The following is an 18,243-nucleotide window of genomic DNA, read 5'->3' on the forward strand; positions in this document are numbered from 1 at the left end:
AGTCTTCGATTATCAAGGTTCGCGCTGAAATGGGCAGCGGCGAGCACCGGCGGAGGGAGTCGAACCCCCTGGATACGGTTTTGGAAGCCGTTCCGCTTCCCAAGTTCGCCGATAAAGAATTGCTTTGGGCATACCAAAAAGAGAAGCCGCCCGAATCGGTTTCCCGATGGGCGGCTCCCTGGCATCACGCGTGCTATCGCGTCATGATGGGAGCCCTCGTCGACCAGAAACCCGCTGGTCAGATGGCCATGAACGTCGCCGGGGACAGGGTGACAGACATACGGCGATGGACGCGACGGCCGGATGCTGGCGCTGCGTCTTTCGCTCGTGCATGTTCGTCATGGCTGCTCCTGTGCCTGGTTGAGTTCCCTAACTATGGCTGATGAATCAGTGTATTGCAACGCTATTTATCGATCCTGCTCCTTAGGTAAGTAGCGCGGACCTATAGCGGGCGCTCGGCGCGCGTGCATCTGCGAGGCGAAGGCGAAGTTGATGTTCGCCGGTTTGAGGGTGTTGCGCGACCGCAAGTTGGCCTAGCGTCTCCTTGTGGGCCTGAAAGAGATCTCTCGGGAAGCGGTGCTTGCAGCGATCGCTGAGCACGACAACGTTGGCGCTGAGCGCTTCAAGCGCCTGATGGGTTTGACGCGTGCATCTCGCTACGTCGTGATGCATGAGGGGCTGGAGTACGACGCGAAAGCGCTCGTGGCGTCAGCGCACCGCTCAGTAGTTGGCGCGGACCTCGGCATGGCTGATTTTGGCCCAGCAGAAGAAAAGCTGGTTGCGTGCCTGGGGCGCCTTGGGTTCGAGTTCAAGAACGTCGAAACTCATCAGCTGGCTGTTGGCGGAGAAGGGTTCGGGGAGATCCCTGGCGTTCCGGCGGGGACTACGTTCGTCAACAGGCGAGACGCTTTCGATCGTGGAGTCCATAGGCAGCTTCAGGCTGGTATTTCTGGGACTGGTGAAACTGGCGCGAGGTCTATTGTTGTCTCTGGCGGGTACTCGGATGACAAAGACTTTGGTGACGAGATTATTTATACCGGCCATGGTGGTCGGGGCAAGTCGGGTAAACAAGTTGAAGATCAAAGTTTCACTGCTAGTGGGAACGCCGCATTGGTTACTAGTAGTACTACCGGTGAGCCCGTTCGAGTAATTCGTGGCGCAGACAAGAAGTCGTCCTATGCGCCAGATTCAGGTCTGCGATACGACGGGCTCTATCGGGTCGCTGAGGCGTGGCGTCAGCCAGGAGCAGATGGCTTCATGGTTTGCCAGTTTCGCATGATGAAGCTGACCGTTGGAACCGTTGTGGCTGCTGAGCCGCAAACCCATGCGCTGATGCCGATCCCGGCGGGTAACGATGCACCTGCACGGATTGCGACCAAGGTTCAACGCTTGATTAGGTCTACTCAGGTAGTCAACTATGTGAAGAAGGTGCACGACGACGTGTGTCAAACTTGTGGTGTGCGACTTAAGATCGGTGACAGGGCCTATTCTGAAGGGGCTCATATTCGAGGCCTTGGACGTCCGCACCATGGTCCAGATGTCTATTCGAACGTTCTCTGTCTATGCCCTAACTGTCATGTGCTTTTTGACTATGGGGCGATGGTAATCAGTGTTGACATGAAGGTGCTGGTGGATGGTGACGTGGTGGGTGAGCTGCGCCAGCATGTTGATCATCAAATTGACGAAAAGCATCTCGATTACCACCGAGAGCACTACTCGTAAGGTCAATTCTGAGGGCTAGTGCTCGAACACGCTGCCGAGGGCTTGTCGGATCAACCCCGCCAGATCCGCCTCCCCGTCCGTCTCAGCCCACCGGATCAGCGCCACATGCGCCGCCCCCAGGCAAGCCATCGCCGTAGCCCGCACCCGAAACTCCTCCTCGGGCTCCGGCGCAGGCCCACAAAGAGCGGCCACGATCGCATCCGCCGTCGCGTACTGGCTGTCCAGATGCCGCGCCCGCAGCGCGGACACCGAGATCATCAGCCGCAGCCGCGCCAGCAGGAACGCCTTCTCCGACGAGGTCCCGTGAGCGGCCGTCTCCGAAAGCGCGCGACCGATCCGAGCGGAAAGCCGAAGAGAGGCCGGCTGGGCAGCGACGGCAGAAGCGGTCACCGGGTCGTATTCGTCGTAGAGGACCAGGTCCTCCTTCGTCGGGAAGTGCCGATACACCGTCATCGCCGAGACGCCGGCCGCCGCGGCGACGTCGGCGACGGTGGTCGCGGCGTAACCGACGTCGGTGAAGAGGCGGACGGCGTGCGTCTGCACCAGAGACCGGGTCTCGGCGCGCTGGCGATCTCGCAGGCTCACGTGGTAGACACTATCAAAGTGTTAGTCACTAACATCTGGGGTGCGCATGAAAAGGGCATTGGTGACCGGAGCGTCCAGGGGGATCGGGGCGGCGATCGCGCGGAGGCTCGAGAGAGACGGCGTCAAAGTCCGAAGGCATGACAGCAGTCAGGCCGACTTGTCGACCATGGAGGGTGTCGACAAAGCCCTGGAAGGCCTCGGCAGCCTCGACATCCTGGTCAACAACGCGGCCGCGTCACCGGCAGGACCGATCGAGACCGACACGCCCGAGAGCTTCGACCATCTGATGGCGGTGAACGTGAGAGCGCCGTACTTCCTCATCCAACGAGCCCGGATCAACGACGGCGGCCGCATCATCAACATCTCCTCGGTCGCCACGCGCATGGCCAACCCGGCGCAGACGTCCTTCGCGATGACCAAGGGCGCGCTCGAGACGATGAGCCGCACCCTCGCCCAGCAGCTCGGGCCGCGCGGGATCACGGTCAACGTCGTCGCGCCGGGCGCCACGAAGACCGAATCGAACAGCCGGGTCTTCACGCCCGAGTCGACAAACGCGATCACCAGCCTCACCGCACACCAAAGGCTCGGGGACCAAGACGACATAGCGGACGTCGTCGCGTTCCTCGCCTCCGACGACGCCCGGTGGGTGACCGGGCAGGTCCTCGACGCGAGCGGCGGGTTGTTCCTCGGTCCGCGGACCTGAGGGGGTTCAATGGGCCGGTGACGTGGTTCAGCGAGGACGAACTCCGCAGGCAGGCCGGTGACGTCTCCTTCGCGCGCGGGGCCAAGTACCTGGAGTCGGTGGAGACGCTGGACGACGTCGCGGGCGGGGTCACGGCGGTGGTCAGCGGCACCGACCGGTACACGGTCCGGTTGCGCGACGTCGACGGCGAGCTGGTGGGCGAGTGTTCCTGCCCGCACGCGGCGGACGGGTTCTTCTGCAAGCACTGCGTGGCCGTCGGCCTGCTGGTCCTTGAGGGCGCGGCGGACGGGGGCGCGGTCGACATCCGCGGGTACGTCGAAACCCTCGCTCGCGAAGAGCTGGTCGAACTGCTCGTCGGGCACGCGAACGAGGATCCCGCCCTGTTCCGCAAACTCTCGCTCAGGGCTGGTCGCGAAGACCTCGACGCGTTGCGGCGTCATGTCGAGGGGACGTTGCGGTTGCGCGGTTTCGTCGGCTTCCAGGGCACGGTCGCGTACACCGGGAAGGTCCGCGAGGTGCTCGCCACCGCCAGGGAAGTGATGGACGGACCGCTGCTGTGCCGCATCGTCGAGCTGGTGGTGGAGGCCCTGGACTTCGTCGAAGACTCGTTCGGCGCGCTCGCCGAAGAGGTCAGGGGCGCGCTCGCGTTGTACGCGGAGGCCTGCGCGGACTCGCCGCCGGAGCCCAAGGAGCTCGCGGAGTGGTTGCTACGGCTTGATCTCGACGGATCCGGTCGCGTCGACGTGAGCATCGCGGACTTCACCGCCGGGCTCGGCTTCGAGGGGCTCGCGGTGTTCCGCGCCGGCGTCGAGGAGCGGTGGCGGTTCGACGACGGCGAGGACCCGTACCGCAGCCGCAAGCTCCAGCGGTTGCGCGAAGGCTTCGCGGCGATGAGGAACTGGAAAGCCTAGAACCGCTGCCGGTTGCGGTACAGCTCCTCCAGATCCCGTTGCCCCGCCTGATCACCGGTGTCGGCGGCCGCGCGGAACCAGTGTTCGGCCTCTTGGAAGTTCCCGTGGTCGGCGGCGAGCCTGCCGAGATTGGTGTACGCGGGGACGCTGCCGAGTTCGGCGGCCTTCCGGTACCAGGCGGTGGCCTCGCCGGGGTCGTTCCGGTCGTTGGCGAGGACGCCGAGGTTGGTCATCGCCGCGGCGTCGCCGCGTTTGGCGGCCTTCAGGTACCAGCGTTCGGCGGCTTCGACCTCACCGCGCCGGTGCAGCACCAGACCGAGACGGACGGCGGCTTCGGGGGCGCCGGCGGCCGCGGCCGCGTGGTAGCAGCTTTCGGCTCGCGCGAGGTCGTTCCGCCGTTCGGCCTTGAGGCCGAGTTTGCAGAGGGCGGAAGCGTCGCCTTCTTCGCCCGCCCTGCGCCACCACGGTTCCGCTTCACGCGCCCGGCCGGTGTCGCACAGCACGGCGCCGAGCGTGATCATCCCTTCGACGTTGCCCGCCTCCGCGGCCTGGCCCGCCCAGCCCTCGGCCTGCCGGAGCTCACCGCGCCGGTGCAGCAACCGTCCGAGCTCGGCCATCGCTTCGACGCGGCCCTCCTCGGCGGCGCGGCGCCACCAGTCCTCGGCGTCGTCGAGGCTGCCCCGTTGCGCACAGAGATTTCCCAGCTGCGACATGGCATGCGAATCACCGGCGGTCGCGGCTTCGCGGTACCAGCGTTCGGCCTGTTCGGGCGCGCCGCGTTCGCGCAGGAGATGCGCCAGGTTGCCCATCGCGACCCGGTCCCCGCCCGCGGCGGCCTTGCGGAACCAAGCCTCGGCCTCGTCGGGATCGCCGCGCTCCAGCGCGGTGGATCCCATACGTGCCATGGCGATCACGTGTCCGCGTTCCGCCGCCTTCCGGTTCAGATAGTCGTCGACCTTGGTGTTCCATTTGCGTTTTTCGGCGCCCACAAGCCCGCTCCTTCCGGCAGCGTCCCAGGGGTAGTCGCTGATCAGAGCCCCGATGTGACAACAACTACCTGCTGTCATCGCCGTGTCGCTCCCGGTTTCCCCGCGGGGCCCGGTGATACTGGGTCGCTCCCCATCCCCGTCGAGAGGAATCGCGCGGTGGCCACGCGTACGCGGCAGATGACCACGGCTCAGCGACTGCTCCTGCTGATCACCCTCGCCGCCGTCGTTCTCGCGGTGTTCTGGTTCGTCAGCGGCAAGGGCGACGCGCTGCAACCGAAGCCCGCCAACACCGCCAGCGCGGCGGACGCGCGCAAGCAGCTGGACGAGCTCGCCGTCGCGCCGCGCGGTTCGATGGACGGCTACGACCGCAAGAAGTACCCGCACTGGGACAACCAGGGGAACAACTGCAACACGCGCGAGTTCGTGCTCAAGCGCGACGGCAAGGACGTCAAGGCCGGTTCCGACTGCGCCCCGACCTCCGGCAGCTGGACCAGCATCTACGACGGCGACACCTGGACGAGCCCGACAGACGTCGACATCGACCACATGGTCCCGCTCGCCCAGAGCTGGGTCAGCGGCGCGAAGTCCTGGACAGACGAGAAGCGCCGCCAGTTCGCGAACGACCTGACGCGGCCGCAGCTGTTCGCCGTCACCGACAACGTCAACCAGGAGAAGAGCGACAAGGCGCCGGACCAGTGGAAGCCGCCGCTCGTCTCGTTCTGGTGCACCTACGCCACGGACTGGATCACCGTGAAGCACTACTACGGCCTCACGATCACTACGGCGGAGAAGAGCGCGCTCGGCGACATGCTCGGTCGTTGCTGATCTCCCCGGCTTCGGGTTGGCTGGGGCGATGGCGACCTTCGTACTGATCCACGGCGGTGGCGGCAGCGCCTGGGACTTCCACCTCCTCGAGGCGGAACTGACCGGCCGCGGACACGACGTGGTCGCGGTGAACCTGCCGATCGAAGACGAGAAGGCGGGCTTCGCCGAGCACGTCGACACCGTCACCAAGGCGATCGGCGACCGCGGCGACTTGGTGGTGCTCGGGCATTCCTACGGCGGTTTCACCGCGCCGCTGGTCGCCGCGAAGCACTCGGCGCGGCTGCTCGTGCTGCTGACCGCGATGATCCCGAAGCCGGGCGAGTCACCGGGGGACTGGTGGGGCAACACGGGTTTCGCGGACAACCAGGACCTCAGCGACGAGGAGAAGTTCTTCAACGGCGTTCCGGCGGACCTCGTCGCGGAGGCGGGCTCGCACGGCCGTAACCAGGTCAGCGCCGAATGGGGCGAGCCGTGGCCGCTGGAGAAGTGGCCGGACGTCCCGACGAAGGTGCTCATCGCGCGCGAAGACCGCTTCTTCACGCCTGAGTTCCAGCGCCGGGTCGTCCAGGACCGGTTCGGCTTCGCGCCCGACGAGATCGAGGGCTCGCACTCCGTGCCGTTGAGCCACCCCAAGGTCCTGGCGGACCGGCTGGAGTCCTACCTCACCAGCGATCCAGGCGCATGACCTCTTCGAGCGGCTGACGCGCGGCGGGCTGAAAGGTGTCGCCGGTGTAGAACGCCGTCGGGATGAGCGCGGCCTGGTGCACGTTCTCCGGCAGGCCGAGGATCTCCGCGGCTTCCTTCTCGTACGCGAGGTGCAGCGTCGTCCACGCCGTGCCGAGCGTGACCGCCCGCGCCGCGAGCATGTAGCTCCACACGGCGGGCAGCAGGTTGCCCCACAGCCCGGCCTGGTTGCCGGCGGGCAGATCGGCGGTCTTCGTCTCCAGGCACGGGATGACGTGCACCGGCACTTCGCCCATCTTGTCGGCCAGGTACTCGACGCTGGTGCCGACGCGCTTCTGCACCTTCGAACGCGCTGGGTCGTCCGCGAACAGTTTCCCGGCCGCGTTCGGCGAATCCAGGTACTCGCGGCAGGCCCGCTGATAGAGCTTGCCGAGTTCGGCCCGCTGCCCGGGATCGGTGATCACGAGCCAGTGCCAGCGCTGGGTGTTCGACCCGCTCGGCGCCTGCAGTGCGACCTGCAGGGCGTGTTTCACCAGTTCGAGGGGGACCGGACGGGTCAGGTCCAGTCGTTTGCGGACGGTTCGAGTGGTCGTCAGCAGCTCTTCGGGCGTCATCCGAAGATTATGTCGTTATGATCCGCTGGTGGGGAGGCCGCCGCGCGAACGAGGGATGGGTACCTTGCTTCGCCACGTCCTCGAATTGACCGAGGCGGACGTCTCCGCGTTCTTCGAGGACATCGGGCTGGGGGACTACCGTCCGCGGTTCACCCCGATCGTCCGCGCGATCGTCGCACGCGGGCCGATGCCCATCCGCGACCTCGCCGCGGAAGTCGGTGTCACGCATTCCGCCGCGAGTCAGACCGTCGCGCAGATGGCGCGCCAGGACCTCGTCTCGCTGAGGCCGGGGAGGGACGCCCGGCAGAGAATCGTTTCCCTGACCGAGAAGACGCGACGGCTGATGCCGACGCTCGAAGCCGAATGGGCGGCGACCCAGGCCGCGGCCGAACAGCTGGAAACCGAACTGCCGTACCCGCTGAGGGAGGTCCTGGTCGCCGCCGTCGAGGCCCTGGAGCGGAAATCGCTCCGCGACCGCATCGCCGAAACGGACGCCGCGCTCAGGATCGGGCGTCGGCCCGATCAAGACTGAACACGGCCCAGACGTACTTCCCGCCGGCGCACGGCTCGTGGCCCCAGTCGTCGGACAACGCGTGCACCAGCTGCAGGCCGCGGCTGCGCGCCGCCATCGGCGACGGCTCCTTCAGCTTCGGCCAGTCCGAGCCTGAGTCGAAGACCCGCAGGGTGAGCCTGCCCTCGGCGTACTCGACCTCGAGCCTGTCCGGCTTCTCACCGTGTTCGAAAGCGTTGGTGACCAGTTCGGAGGTCGCGAGCAGGACGTCGTCGACGGCAGGGCCGTCGAGGCCGAGGCTCGCCAGAGTCGTCCGCACCGCCTGCCGCGCGACGGCCGGGGCCGTCACATCGACCGGCAGGGGCAGGGAGACCACCGGCAACGAGCCCTCCGATCGCGTCTTGGACATCGTCATGGTTCCGCACCTCCCCTCGCGAGAGACTCCCAGATCCGCTGTTCGTCTACCGGATACCCACAAGGGTGAAGGTCGAATCAAACTCCGTCGGTGAGTTCTGTCTCGGTCAATCCTTCACGCAGTTTCTTGAGGGTGGAGGCCAGCAAACGTGACACCTGCATCTGGGAAACCCCGACACGGCGGGCGATGTCCGACTGGCTCATCCCGGACCCGAACCGCAGCGCGACGATCTTGCGCTCGCGATCGGGCAGCCGTTCCAGCATCGGCCGCAGCGCCTCACGGAGCTCCGCCTGGCTCAGGTTGGCGTCCGCCTCGCCGAAGCGGGTGTGCGCCGAGTTCTCCAGGAGGTTGTCCAGCGAGGCCCCGTACCGGCCCTGGCCGGCGCGGAGACCCTCGTAGACCTCGTCGATGGGGACGCCGAGATGGGCGGCGATCTCACTGGGCTTCGGCGCGCGGGAGAGCCGCACGGTCAGCTCTTCTCGCACGGCCGAGATGTTCGCGTTCAGCTCCTTGAGCCGCCGCGGGACCCGGACCGACCAGCTGTTGTCGCGGAAGTGGTGCCGCAGTTCGCCGGAGACGGTCGGGACCGCGAAGGCAAGGAAGTCACTGCCTTGAGTGGGATCGAAGCGATCGACGGCGTGGATCAGCCCGATCGTCGCGATCTGGACCAGGTCCTCCATCGACTCGTCCCGGTTGCGGAACTTGCGCGCCAGGTTGCGCGCGAGCTCCAGATGCGCGCGCACCAGTTCGTCCCGAAGCCGTTCACGTTCGGGTGCTTCCTGTGGCAGCGCGCACATGCGCTCGAACAGGGCCGGGACGTCCGCGCCGTCTTGCTCGACGGGTTCGGTCACGGCCGGGCCGCCTCGCTCTCCCGGATGAGCTCCACCCTCGACAGGTAGCCGCCGTCGGCCGGGGTGACACTCCGTCGCGCGGACGTCGCCAGCGCGGTGAGCAGCTGCCAGGACAGACCGGTCTCGTCGTCGTGTTCCGGGGAGTCCGAGAGCACCGAGACGGTCACCTCGATCCGTCCGTCTTTCCACGAGAAAACGCAGGTCAGGTGGCCGTCGGAGGCTACGGGAAGCAGCATCGAACAGGCCTCGTCCACCGCCATCCGGAGATCTTCGACCGCGTCCAGATCGAAGTCCTGACGCATCGCGATGTCCGCGACGATCGTCCGGAGGGTCGGCACCACATGCGGTACCGCGGCCGTGCGTACCTCGATGAGTTGAGCGCCCTCCCCATTGGGCGGGGTGTTGTCCACCACGTGTGTTCCTCTCTCAAGCTGCACTGCCGACTCGTCAGATGCCCTGAGTGTGAGCAAACCAAACCCACGTTTGACTCGCGCAGGCGGCGGGCATGTAACCCGCGACAAACGATCTCCTGGAAAGGGCGGGGACCGACATGGCTGACGTGAGCCGGCTGCCGAACGTGGTGGCGGAAGAGTGGGATTGGCAGCTCCGTGGGTCGTGCCGAGGCGCCGACAGCAGCTTGTTCTTCCACACGGACAACGAGCGCGGTTCGGCCCGTGAGCGGCGCGAATCCCGCGCCAAGGCGATCTGCCAGGCCTGCCCCGTGCTGGCGCAGTGCCGCAAGCACGCATTGGCCGTCCAGGAGCCGTACGGCATCTGGGGTGGCCTCGGCGAGATCGAGCGCCGCGAGCTGTTCCTCCGGGAACGCCGCGCGGGGCGCAAGGCCTTGACGGCACATTGAGCGCGCCCTGGGCACCGGTCGGCGACGCGCGTGACGGCGATCGTGGCGCCCCGTCCGGACTGGGTTAGGGTTGGGACTGTCGTTGCGGGGACAGCCACGCCTACCCGCCGAAGAAGAGCGTGCGTCCGTGTCCGGACTGGACGTGGCCGTAGCTTGAGACCACAGGCGAGCTCCGGCGCCGAGCGTCGGTTCTCACCTGATGAGGAGAATGTGCATGCCCGCAGCGGACCAGAACACCACGCCGCCCGGTTTCAGCATCACGCTGGACGCCGACGCTTCTGTACCGCGTGTGGTGGTCACCGGTGAGCTCGACCTGCTGACGAGCCCGCAGCTCCAGGAGACCCTCGGGGCACTGATCACGGACAAACCGTCGGGCCGGGTCGTCGCCGACCTGACCGGCGTGACCTTCTTCGACTCCTCGGCGCTGAACGTGGTGCTCCAGGCACAGCGTCAGGCCGCCGAGAAGGCCGTCGAGCTCGAAGTCGTGCCCAGCCCGCAGGTGAGCCGAGTGATCGAGCTCACCGGCGTCGCCGAGCACCTCAGCGTGTCGGAAGAGCCCCCCGCCTGATCCCCCGCTACGGTCGTGGGCTCGTGATCCGCGACACCTGGGGGAAGCAGCACGATGATGGGGCGGACGCATGCCCTGACAGGCTGGTGCGCGGGCCTCGCGCTCGCGCCCGCCGTCGGAGCGGGCACGGTGCACCAGGCGGTCGTGTTCGCCGCGACCACGGCCGGTTTCGCCCTCCTGCCCGACCTCGACCATCCGGGCGCTCGCGCGTCGAAGCTGCTCGGCTGGTTCACCGGAGCGATCTCCTGGTTGCTTCGCCGGGTTTCGGCGGCTCTCTACGCGCTGACCAAGGGACCCCGGGACGAGAAGGTCACCGGTAAGCACCGGCACCTCTCGCACACCGTGCTGTTCGCCGTCGGTCTCGGCTTCCTGACCTCCTGGGGTACCACCGAAGGCGGACCGTGGGCGGTGTTCGGCGTCGTCGTCCTCGGGCTGCTGCTCGCGGAAGGCGCGCTCGGCGACTGGCTGCTTCCGGTCAGCGGCGCCGCGGTCGCGTGGTGGGTGTGGACCGCCCCGCCGGACAAGGCGGCGCAGCTCGCGGAGATCTCCGGCTGGCTCGGCATCGCCGTCGCGGCCGGGTGCTTCGTGCACTGCCTCGGGGACGCGCTGACCGAGTCCGGTTGCCCGTTCCTGTTCCCGATCCCGATCGCGGGCGAGACCTGGTACGAGATCCGGCCGCCGAAGCCGCTGCGGTTCCGCACCGGCAAGAACGTGGAGAACCGGCTGATCTTCCCGGTGTTCGCGGTCGCCGCGGTGGTGCTGATCCCGGGTGTCTGGGAGTACCTGTTCACCACGGTCCAGAGCCTGCTCACACCGGACGGGACGCAGACCGCGGTGCAGTGAGGAATGCCCCCGCCGCCGGCGGCGTTGAATCGGAACGCCGGACCCGGTTGAGGGGAGAACAGTGGACAAGCCCGTGCTGCGCGCCGACGCGCGGCGTAACCGAGCGAAGGTGCTCGCAGCGGCCGAAGAGGCCTTCGCCCTTGACGGCCTCGCCGTTCCCCTCGACGAGATCGCCCGCCTCGCCGGCGTCGGCGCGGGTACGGTCTATCGGCATTTCCCCAGCAAGGAAGCACTTTTCCAGGCCGTCGTCCTGGAGCGCCTGGAGCAGTTCGCGCGGGAAGCACGCGAACTGCTGACCGCCGAAGACCCCGGCGAAGCGTTCTTTGACTTCTTCAAACGCGTCGTCAAGCAGGCATCCCTCAACCGGGCCCTGTGCGACGCGCTCGCGGAGACGACGGGGCTGGGTTTCAAAGCGAGCGCGGGCACCGATTTCCGCTCGGCGCTGCAGGCGTTGCTGACACGGGCGCAGGCCGCGGGAGTGGTCCGCGAGGACATCGACGGCGAAGATCTGCGCGCCCTGATCGCCGGGTGCCTCGCCGCGGAACGGTATTCGCGCCCGGACCGCCACCTGGTGCGGATCCTGATCGACGGCTTGCGGACATTCGACTCAACTTGCACGCTGCGTAACAAAAAGTAAGATCAACGCGAGAAGTCCTCGTACCTGCGCTTCGCATGGCGAGGGGGTGCCGGATGTTCGGTCAAGGTCCCACCACCGGTTCCGTCACGGTCGCGGCCCTCGCTGGGCTCGCCACCGGACTGCTCGTCGCCGCCCTCTTGGTGGCCGGTCGCGAGCCACAGCCCCGCGTCCAAGACGTCAGTACGACCCCTTCACCGACGTCGACCTCCCGTTCGGTCGGGCCGGTCACGGTGACCTTGCCCGCGGTCATCCCGGAACCGCTCATCATCACGCGCACCAGCACGCCCGCGCCCCGCACGGTGACCCGCACCGTGACGCCGTCGACCACCTCGACGGTGCTCCCGCCCACCTCGGTCACGGGATACCGAAGCGATTGATGCAACCTGAACGGCCTCTCGCGTCGTCTGCCCGGTATGCGGCGGCTCCCCGTTTTCGTGCTCCTGTTCGCGACTTTGACCGCGTGCGGCCAATCCGGCGACAAGGCCTGCCCGGCCATCGCCCTGTCGCCGGGGATCTCGCTCGACATCCCACGGGAAGTGGCCGCCGGGCTCGAGCGCGTGTCGCTGGAGTTGTGCTGGGCCGGTGACTGCGTGACCGAATCCGCGCCCGGTGGCGAGCACATCTTCGTCCCGCTCCAGGGTCTGCCGACCACGCCGGTCAAGACCACGGTGACCTTCGACGACAGGAAACCGCACTTCCTCGTCGTGACACCGGCGATCGCGTACCCGGCGGGCGAAGAGTGCGGAGGCGGGGTGCCGGTCGCGAAGCTGATCGTCACGCCCGGCGGCGACGTACGGCAAGAACCGTGAAGGCCGCCCTCCCCGAGGAGCGGCCTTCACGGTTTCCCCTTGTGGCTAGCCGACGTCGCGACGCCGCCAGCCCATGAGCCCGGCCACGAGCGCGACCACGGCGACCCCGGTCAACCAGAGCAGCGGTGTCGCGGTGAACTCCGCGGCGGGCAGTTTCGGAACGTGCGAGAACGGCGAGGCGTCGATCAGCACCTGCGGCAGGTTCAGCACCGGGCCGAACAGGCTGAGCAGCAACGCCAGCCCGGCGATCGCCCACGCCGCCGTCGAGAGCTTCGGGGCCAGGCCGAACAGTGTCACGGCGAGGCCGACGATCACCCACACCGCCGGAAGCTGCGCCAGCGAAGCGACCACCATGTCCCCGACGGAGCCGCCGACGCCGCCCGACCGCATCCCGTTCGACAGTCCCAAGAGGACACCGCTGACCACCATCATCAGCGCGGTGCCCGCGAACGCGAACACGAGGTGGCTGCCCAGCAGCCGCAGCCTGCCCACGCTCGTCGCGAGCAGCGGCTCGACCCGGATGGCGGTCTCCTCGGCGCGGATCCGCAGCGCGGCCTGCACTCCGTAGAGCGCGATGACCATGGCGAACAGGCCGGTCATCGCCGCCATGAAGGCGTCGATCAGCCCGTCCGTGCCGCCGAGGCGCTGGAAGATCTCCTTCGCCTGCTCACTCTCCCCGACGACGTCGCCGATCCCGCTCGCGACCGAGCCGAACACCGCGGCGCAGACCGCCGTGCCGATCAGCCAGCCGATCAACGGACCGCGGTGCAGCCGCCACGCCAGCGCGAACGGGCTGCGCAGCGACGTCACCGCTTCGGCGGGCCCCGGCCGCGGCGGGATGATGCCGGTGCCGACGTCACGCCGCGGGAGCAGCGCGTACCCGGCGGCGCCGACGACCACGGTCGCGGCCAGCGGCAGCAGGAAGACCCACCAGCGCTCGTCGGCGAACGGCCGGATCTGCTGCGTCCAGCCGATCGGGGACAGCCAGGAGACCCAGGTCGCGTCCGTCGTCGAGTCGCCGACCGCGCGCAGCAGGAACGCGACCCCGACGGCGGTGGCACCGATCCCGTTGGCCGTTCTCGCATACTCGGCCACCTGGACGGCGACCGCCGCGACCGCCGTGAAGACCAGCCCGGTCGCCGCGGTGGCGCCGCCGAGCGCGAACGACCCCGCGACGGGCAGCTTCGCGCCGATCATCAGCCCGACCTCGACGAGTCCGATGAGGACACTCGCCCCGGCGGACACCAGGACGCCGGCGCTCAGCAGCGCGTACCGGCCGACCACCGCGGAAGCCAGCAGTTCCGCGCGGCCCGTGTCCTCCTCGGCGCGGGTGTGCCGGGTGACGGTGAAGACCGCCATCAGCCCGACGATCAGGGCGAGGAACCCGCCGAGCCGCCACGCGGTGAACCCGCCCGCGGTCGAGAGGTCGAAGGCCGGGCCGTAGATCAGCGAAAGCGACGGGTTCGCGCCCATGCTCGCGGTGAGCCCCGCTCGTTCGGCGGCCGTCGGGTACAGCGTTTCGAACGTTCCCGAGGACGTCGAGGGCATGATCCCGAGCAGGATGATCCAGATCGGCAGGACGATCCTGTCCCGCCGCAGCGCCAGCCTGGTCAGCTGCCAGGTGCCGACCAGCCCGTGCGACGGACCGGAGACGGCCGCCGGGCGATCCGGCGTCGCGGTCATTTCGCGCTCGCTTCGGTGGTGTAGTGACGGAGGAACAGTTCTTCCAGCGTCGGCGGCTGGCTGGTCAGGCTGCGGACGCCGACCTGGGTGAGCCGGCGCAGCGCGTCGTCGAGGGACCGGGTTTCGACGTCGAAGCGGACCCGGTTGCCGTCGACCTTGAGGTCGTGGATGTTCTCCAGTTTCGACAGCCCGTTCGGCGGGCCGGCGAGCTCGGCCGAGATCGACGTCCTGGTGAGATGCCGGAGTTCGGCCAGCGTGCCGGTCTCGACGGTGTGCCCGTTGCGGATGATGCTGACCTTGTCGCAGAGCGCCTCGACCTCGGCGAGGATGTGGCTCGACAGCAGCACCGTGCGGCCCTGCTCGCGTTCCTCCTGGATCGCGTACTGGAAGGTGGCCTCCATCAGCGGATCGAGGCCGGAGGTCGGCTCGTCGAGGATCAGCAGGTCCACGTGCGAGGCGAGCGCGGCCACGATCGCGACCTTCTGCCGGTTGCCCTTGGAGTAGGTGCGCCCCTTCTTCTTGGGGTCGAGGTCGAACCGCTCGATGAGGTCCTTGCGGCGGCGCTGGTCGAGCCCGCCCCGCAGCCGCCCCAGCAGATCGATCACCTCGCCGCCGGAGAGGTTGGGCCAGAGGTTCACGTCGCCGGGGACGTAGGCGAGGCGCCGGTGCAGGCTCGCCGCGTCCTTCCAGGGGTCGCCGCCGAGCAGGCGGACGTCGCCCGAGTCTGCGTGGAGCAGGCCGAGCAGGACCCGGACGGTGGTCGACTTCCCCGCGCCGTTCGGACCGAGGAAGCCGTGCACCTCCCCAGCGGGTACCTGCAGGTCAAGGCCGTCCAAAGCCTTGGTCCGGCCGAAGGATTTGTGGAGGCCGGAGATGGAGATGGCGTTTTCCATGCCACTGAAGGTACAGTGAATTCACGAAGTTGTGAAGTTAAGAAAACGTATGGACGGTGTGATCACTCTGGGGGTTGTACGAGAGGATGTACTCATGACGACGCCTGAGCGTGCCTCGAGCACCCAGAGAGACGAGGACGCCGTCCGCCGTTACGTGGAGCACCTGGGCATCACGCTCTCCCAGATCGGGATGCAGCGGATGCCGGCCAGGGTGTTCGCCGCCCTGATGACCACCGACGCCGGTCGCCTGACCGCCGCCGAACTGGCCGAACAGCTTTCGGTGAGCCCCGCGGCGATCTCGGGGGCCGTCCGCTGGCTGGAGCAGATCGGGCTGGTCGCCAAGGAACGCGAACCGGGCTCGCGCCGTGACCACTACCGGCTCTTCGACGACCTCTGGTACGCCACCTTCATGAAACGCGACCGCATGATCACCTTGTGGCGCGACGCCGCCGACGAGGGTGTCGCGGCGCTGGGGTCGGACACGCCCGCGGGCGAGCGGGTCGCCGAGATGCGGGACTTCCTGAGCTTCATGATCAAGGAGCTCAACGACATGTACGCGAAGTGGCACGTGATGCGGGCCGCCCGCGATTAGTCCTCTACTTGCGGTTGTTGCGTGCGCAACGATCGCAACCAGAGGACGAAACGCGGAAGTAGAGTCGCCCGGTGATCAGTCGTGCGGTGATGCTCGCCCCGATCCTCCTCGCGCAGGCGGTCCGGGTGCGCCGTACGACGCCGCGGCTGCCGGGCGCGACCGGACCGGTCAGCGGCCTCGTGGCGGGCGACGGCCGCCCGTTGCGGCTCGCGGTACTCGGCGAGTCCACTGTGGACGGCGTCGGCGCGGCGACACACGCCGAGGCACTGACCGGACGGCTCGCGGACGAACTCGCGCGGGACGGCCGCGCGGTCGCCTGGCAGGCCGTCGGCAAGACCGGCGCCAACGCCAAGGTGGTGCGCGAGGAACTGCTGCCGCTGCTCGAACCCGCCGACCTCGTGGTGATCGCGCTGGGCGTCAACGACACGATCGAACTGCATTCGGCCGCGCGCTACCGGCGTGACCTGCTCGATCTGATCGTCTCCCTGCGACGCCGGGCCGGACGGGTCCCGGTGGTGCTGGCAGGCGTGCCGCCCATGGACCGTTTCCCCGCACTGCCGCGTCCGCTGCGGGACGTCCTCGGCGCGCGGTCGGCCGTCCTCGACGCCGCGGCCGCGCGGCTGGCGTTGCTGCCCGGCGTCGTCCACGTCCCGATGCCCGCCGCGATGCTGGACCCCGCGACCTTCGCCGAGGACCGCTTCCATCCCGGTCCCGAGGGCTACCGGCGCTGGGCCGAACAACTCGCTGACGTGAGCCGTCAACTACTCAGCGACACGATCAGGCCGGAAAAGCGCTGATCAGGTCACTCGCCTGCCACAGATTAAGAAATTTCTGCGAAAAAGCTGGCTCTGCGTGTATCTGGTGGCAGCCTCGTTGCGTCCTATGGAGCAGTCGAGGAAATGAGGGCACCCGATGACTACCGAGACCAACACCGCACCCGTCGAGGACGAGGCCAAGGCCACCGAGGACCTCGAGGAAACCCCGAAGCCGGGTCCGATCACGGCACCCGTCCCGCCGCGTCCCGGCACGAGGCCGGACGGCAACTGGGAACCGAACGGCACCAAGCCGCCGGTGAACTGAACGAACACGGACAGGTGATGTCCGGAGGCCGAGGGGGCCTCCGGGCATCACCTCCGGGCGCTCCTTCGGGGGAGGGGGACGCCCGGACGCGGGCCCGTTGGGGAGCGGGCCCGGGGGGAGGGAAAAAAGGACCGGCCGGTGCGCAGTTCACACCTGCTCGCGCCGGCCGGTGCCTTTGCCCTTCACCACCTGACCGAGGGGGACGACCGAATCCCACAAAAAAGTTAGTGACTTGATGTATCCCAGAGCCTCTTGCACGCTCCTTCTCCCCGAAGGGCCCGCGATACTGCCAGCGCCGACACGAAGACACGTCCGAAGTGGGGCAGATACGGTGACCGACGTGCAAACGACCGAGGTAGACCCGCCGTGGGAAGGACTGACCGGTGCCGACCTGCATGCCGCCTGCATGCGCGCGGCGCGGGCCGGTGACCGCCAGGCGATGGACAGACTTGTGCACGAGCTGACCCCGCTCGTGTGGCATGTCGCGCGTGCGAACGGGCTCGATCGCCTGACCGCCGAGGACGTGGTCCAGACGGTATGGCTCGCCCTGTTCAGCCAGCTCGACAAGCTTCGTGACCCCAAGGCGCTCGCCGCCTGGTTGATCACCACCACCAGACGCGAAGCACAGCATCCCTTCGGCCGCCGCGCTCAGCCCGTCCCGCTGACCGACGAGCTGGCCGAAAGCATGGAGAGCACCCACCCGGCTCCCGAGGAGGAAGCCGTCCGCGCCGACCGGGATCGCCGGGTCTGGCGCGCCTTCCTCCGCTTGCCGCACCGTTGTCAGCAGCTCCTTCGGCTGACCGTGCTCGCCGGGCGGGCCGAATACCAACTGGTCGCCGAAGCACTCCGCATGCCGCGCGGAAGTGTCGGCCCGACCAGGGGCCGTTGCCTCGAATCGATGCGCGACCTACTGGCCCACGAAGGGGGAAGCCGATGAACGACCTCGGGACGCCGGGGGAGATGACCTCCCCGGGCGATGAGGCCTTGCTCGCCGATATCGGGCGCTTCATGGACGAATTGGACCCGCCACCGGGAGATCTGGTGCAGCGGGTTCAGTTCGCGCTCGCGCTCGAAAACCTCGATGTCGAGGTCGCCCGCTGGGAACGGATGGACGCCACGGCCGGCGTTCGCGGCAGCGACACCGGCACGATCACCTTCACCGTCAGCGATCTGACCGTGATGATCAACCTCACCAAGATCGGCAAGAAGCACCGGATCGACGGCTGGCTCGTGCCCGCCGGAGAGTACGGAGTGGAGGTTCGCGTCGCCGAGCACGGGACGAGTTCCACCACCGCCGACGAAGGAGGCCGGTTCGTGCTGGACAACGTCCCCCAGGGAACCACCCAGATCGTGATCCACCTCGGTGACGTGACGTGCCGGCGGACCGTCGTGACCCCGACAGTGGTGCTCTAACCGGACGGCTGTTCCGTTATGCGGCGTGGGTGTGCTCCCATAGTGCGTGTGCCCGC

At 67.8% G+C, this 18,243-nt stretch carries 25 protein-coding genes; 16 read left to right on the top strand and 9 right to left on the bottom strand.

Annotation, left to right across the window (positions count from 1 at the left end; translation table 11 throughout):
* Positions 1-546 precede the first annotated feature (546 nt).
* Positions 547-1,722 (top strand): YDG/SRA domain-containing protein, encoded by a 1,176-nt coding sequence (locus tag ACZ5IK_RS06745; RefSeq protein WP_465486894.1) that lies wholly within the window; start codon positions 547-549, stop codon positions 1,720-1,722.
* Between the two features lie 15 nt (positions 1,723-1,737).
* On the opposite strand, the gene ACZ5IK_RS06750 is transcribed toward ACZ5IK_RS06745, so the two are convergent.
* Entirely contained in the window at positions 1,738-2,307 is a 570-nt protein-coding gene (locus ACZ5IK_RS06750) for a TetR family transcriptional regulator (protein ID WP_465486895.1), read from the bottom strand.
* Between the two features lie 46 nt (positions 2,308-2,353).
* On the opposite strand from ACZ5IK_RS06750, the gene ACZ5IK_RS06755 reads away from it, so the two are divergent.
* Entirely contained in the window at positions 2,354-3,010 is a 657-nt protein-coding gene (locus tag ACZ5IK_RS06755; protein ID WP_465486896.1) for an SDR family oxidoreductase, read from the top strand.
* Between the two features lie 17 nt (positions 3,011-3,027).
* Entirely contained in the window at positions 3,028-3,921 is an 894-nt protein-coding gene (locus tag ACZ5IK_RS06760) for an SWIM zinc finger family protein (protein ID WP_465486897.1), read from the top strand.
* Here the strand turns inward: ACZ5IK_RS06760 and ACZ5IK_RS06765 are convergent.
* Entirely contained in the window at positions 3,918-4,910 is a 993-nt protein-coding gene (locus ACZ5IK_RS06765) for a tetratricopeptide repeat protein (RefSeq protein WP_465486898.1), read from the bottom strand. The two genes, ACZ5IK_RS06760 and ACZ5IK_RS06765, sit on opposite strands and share 4 nt — an antisense overlap.
* A gap of 156 nt (positions 4,911-5,066) precedes the next feature.
* Between ACZ5IK_RS06765 and ACZ5IK_RS06770 the strand changes: the two genes are divergently transcribed.
* Positions 5,067-5,735: an HNH endonuclease family protein gene (locus tag ACZ5IK_RS06770; RefSeq protein WP_101611858.1), complete on the top strand. Its 669-nt coding sequence runs from the start codon at positions 5,067-5,069 to the stop codon at positions 5,733-5,735.
* Between the two features lie 28 nt (positions 5,736-5,763).
* Positions 5,764-6,420, top strand: coding sequence for an alpha/beta fold hydrolase (locus tag ACZ5IK_RS06775; RefSeq protein ID WP_465486899.1), 657 nt, complete (start codon positions 5,764-5,766; stop codon positions 6,418-6,420).
* Here ACZ5IK_RS06775 and ACZ5IK_RS06780 read toward each other — a convergent pair.
* Complete coding sequence (locus ACZ5IK_RS06780) at positions 6,398-7,033, bottom strand: nitroreductase family protein (protein WP_465486900.1); 636 nt, start codon at positions 7,031-7,033, stop codon at positions 6,398-6,400. The genes ACZ5IK_RS06775 and ACZ5IK_RS06780 overlap by 23 nt on opposite strands.
* Before the next feature lie 55 nt (positions 7,034-7,088).
* On the opposite strand from ACZ5IK_RS06780, the gene ACZ5IK_RS06785 reads away from it, so the two are divergent.
* Complete coding sequence (locus ACZ5IK_RS06785) at positions 7,089-7,565, top strand: MarR family transcriptional regulator (protein ID WP_465486901.1); 477 nt, start codon at positions 7,089-7,091, stop codon at positions 7,563-7,565.
* Here the strand turns inward: ACZ5IK_RS06785 and ACZ5IK_RS06790 are convergent.
* From ACZ5IK_RS06790 to ACZ5IK_RS06800, 3 genes are all read right to left on the bottom strand, one after another.
* Entirely contained in the window at positions 7,534-7,959 is a 426-nt protein-coding gene (locus ACZ5IK_RS06790) for an ATP-binding protein (protein WP_465486902.1), read from the bottom strand. The two genes, ACZ5IK_RS06785 and ACZ5IK_RS06790, sit on opposite strands and share 32 nt — an antisense overlap.
* Before the next feature lie 77 nt (positions 7,960-8,036).
* Entirely contained in the window at positions 8,037-8,810 is a 774-nt protein-coding gene (locus ACZ5IK_RS06795; RefSeq protein WP_465486903.1) for a SigB/SigF/SigG family RNA polymerase sigma factor, read from the bottom strand.
* Positions 8,807-9,223 carry an anti-sigma factor gene (locus ACZ5IK_RS06800; protein ID WP_465486904.1) on the bottom strand — a complete coding sequence of 139 codons (417 nt, stop codon included), beginning with the start codon at positions 9,221-9,223 and terminating at the stop codon, positions 8,807-8,809. The genes ACZ5IK_RS06795 and ACZ5IK_RS06800 overlap by 4 nt, the downstream gene beginning before the upstream one ends.
* Before the next feature lie 137 nt (positions 9,224-9,360).
* On the opposite strand from ACZ5IK_RS06800, the gene ACZ5IK_RS06805 reads away from it, so the two are divergent.
* The 4 genes from ACZ5IK_RS06805 to ACZ5IK_RS06820 all read left to right on the top strand — a co-directional run bounded on the left by ACZ5IK_RS06805 (position 9,361) and on the right by ACZ5IK_RS06820 (position 11,717).
* The gene (locus tag ACZ5IK_RS06805; RefSeq protein ID WP_101611864.1) at positions 9,361-9,669 is read left to right on the top strand and encodes a WhiB family transcriptional regulator; all 309 of its coding nucleotides are present in this window, start codon (positions 9,361-9,363) and stop codon (positions 9,667-9,669) included.
* 214 nt (positions 9,670-9,883) lie between these two features.
* Entirely contained in the window at positions 9,884-10,237 is a 354-nt protein-coding gene (locus tag ACZ5IK_RS06810) for an STAS domain-containing protein (RefSeq protein WP_101611865.1), read from the top strand.
* 57 nt (positions 10,238-10,294) lie between these two features.
* Positions 10,295-11,080 carry a metal-dependent hydrolase gene (locus ACZ5IK_RS06815; RefSeq protein WP_465486905.1) on the top strand — a complete coding sequence of 262 codons (786 nt, stop codon included), beginning with the start codon at positions 10,295-10,297 and terminating at the stop codon, positions 11,078-11,080.
* A gap of 61 nt (positions 11,081-11,141) precedes the next feature.
* Positions 11,142-11,717, top strand: coding sequence for a TetR/AcrR family transcriptional regulator (locus tag ACZ5IK_RS06820; RefSeq protein WP_465486906.1), 576 nt, complete (start codon positions 11,142-11,144; stop codon positions 11,715-11,717).
* Between the two features lie 61 nt (positions 11,718-11,778).
* On the opposite strand, the gene ACZ5IK_RS06825 is transcribed toward ACZ5IK_RS06820, so the two are convergent.
* On the bottom strand, positions 11,779-12,075 hold the full coding sequence (locus ACZ5IK_RS06825; RefSeq protein WP_465486907.1) for a hypothetical protein: 297 nt from the start codon (positions 12,073-12,075) through the stop codon (positions 11,779-11,781).
* Between the two features lie 55 nt (positions 12,076-12,130).
* On the opposite strand from ACZ5IK_RS06825, the gene ACZ5IK_RS06830 reads away from it, so the two are divergent.
* Positions 12,131-12,526 (top strand): hypothetical protein, encoded by a 396-nt coding sequence (locus ACZ5IK_RS06830; RefSeq protein WP_465486908.1) that lies wholly within the window; start codon positions 12,131-12,133, stop codon positions 12,524-12,526.
* A gap of 45 nt (positions 12,527-12,571) precedes the next feature.
* Here the strand turns inward: ACZ5IK_RS06830 and ACZ5IK_RS06835 are convergent, their stop codons facing one another.
* Both ACZ5IK_RS06835 and ACZ5IK_RS06840 read right to left on the bottom strand, forming a co-directional pair.
* Positions 12,572-14,209, bottom strand: a complete 1,638-nt coding sequence (locus ACZ5IK_RS06835) for an ABC transporter permease (RefSeq protein WP_465486909.1) — start codon at positions 14,207-14,209, stop codon at positions 12,572-12,574.
* Entirely contained in the window at positions 14,206-15,102 is an 897-nt protein-coding gene (locus tag ACZ5IK_RS06840) for an ABC transporter ATP-binding protein (protein ID WP_465486910.1), read from the bottom strand. Before ACZ5IK_RS06840 ends, ACZ5IK_RS06835 begins: the two co-directional genes overlap by 4 nt.
* 94 nt (positions 15,103-15,196) lie before the next feature.
* Between ACZ5IK_RS06840 and ACZ5IK_RS06845 the strand changes: the two genes are divergently transcribed.
* The 5 genes from ACZ5IK_RS06845 to ACZ5IK_RS06865 all read left to right on the top strand — a co-directional run bounded on the left by ACZ5IK_RS06845 (position 15,197) and on the right by ACZ5IK_RS06865 (position 18,187).
* Positions 15,197-15,694, top strand: coding sequence for a GbsR/MarR family transcriptional regulator (locus tag ACZ5IK_RS06845; protein ID WP_465486911.1), 498 nt, complete (start codon positions 15,197-15,199; stop codon positions 15,692-15,694).
* A gap of 71 nt (positions 15,695-15,765) precedes the next feature.
* The gene (locus tag ACZ5IK_RS06850; protein ID WP_410664426.1) at positions 15,766-16,491 is read left to right on the top strand and encodes an SGNH/GDSL hydrolase family protein; all 726 of its coding nucleotides are present in this window, start codon (positions 15,766-15,768) and stop codon (positions 16,489-16,491) included.
* Positions 16,492-16,606: 115 nt separating this feature from the next.
* Positions 16,607-16,774, top strand: coding sequence for a hypothetical protein (locus ACZ5IK_RS06855; RefSeq protein WP_168214467.1), 168 nt, complete (start codon positions 16,607-16,609; stop codon positions 16,772-16,774).
* 331 nt (positions 16,775-17,105) lie between these two features.
* Positions 17,106-17,711, top strand: coding sequence for an RNA polymerase sigma factor (locus ACZ5IK_RS06860; RefSeq protein WP_101611873.1), 606 nt, complete (start codon positions 17,106-17,108; stop codon positions 17,709-17,711).
* On the top strand, positions 17,708-18,187 hold the full coding sequence (locus ACZ5IK_RS06865) for a hypothetical protein (protein WP_007030725.1): 480 nt from the start codon (positions 17,708-17,710) through the stop codon (positions 18,185-18,187). The genes ACZ5IK_RS06860 and ACZ5IK_RS06865 overlap by 4 nt, the downstream gene beginning before the upstream one ends.
* The last annotated feature ends 56 nt before the right edge of the window (positions 18,188-18,243 follow it).

The organism is Amycolatopsis sp. NPDC031561 (genome assembly GCF_055580625.1).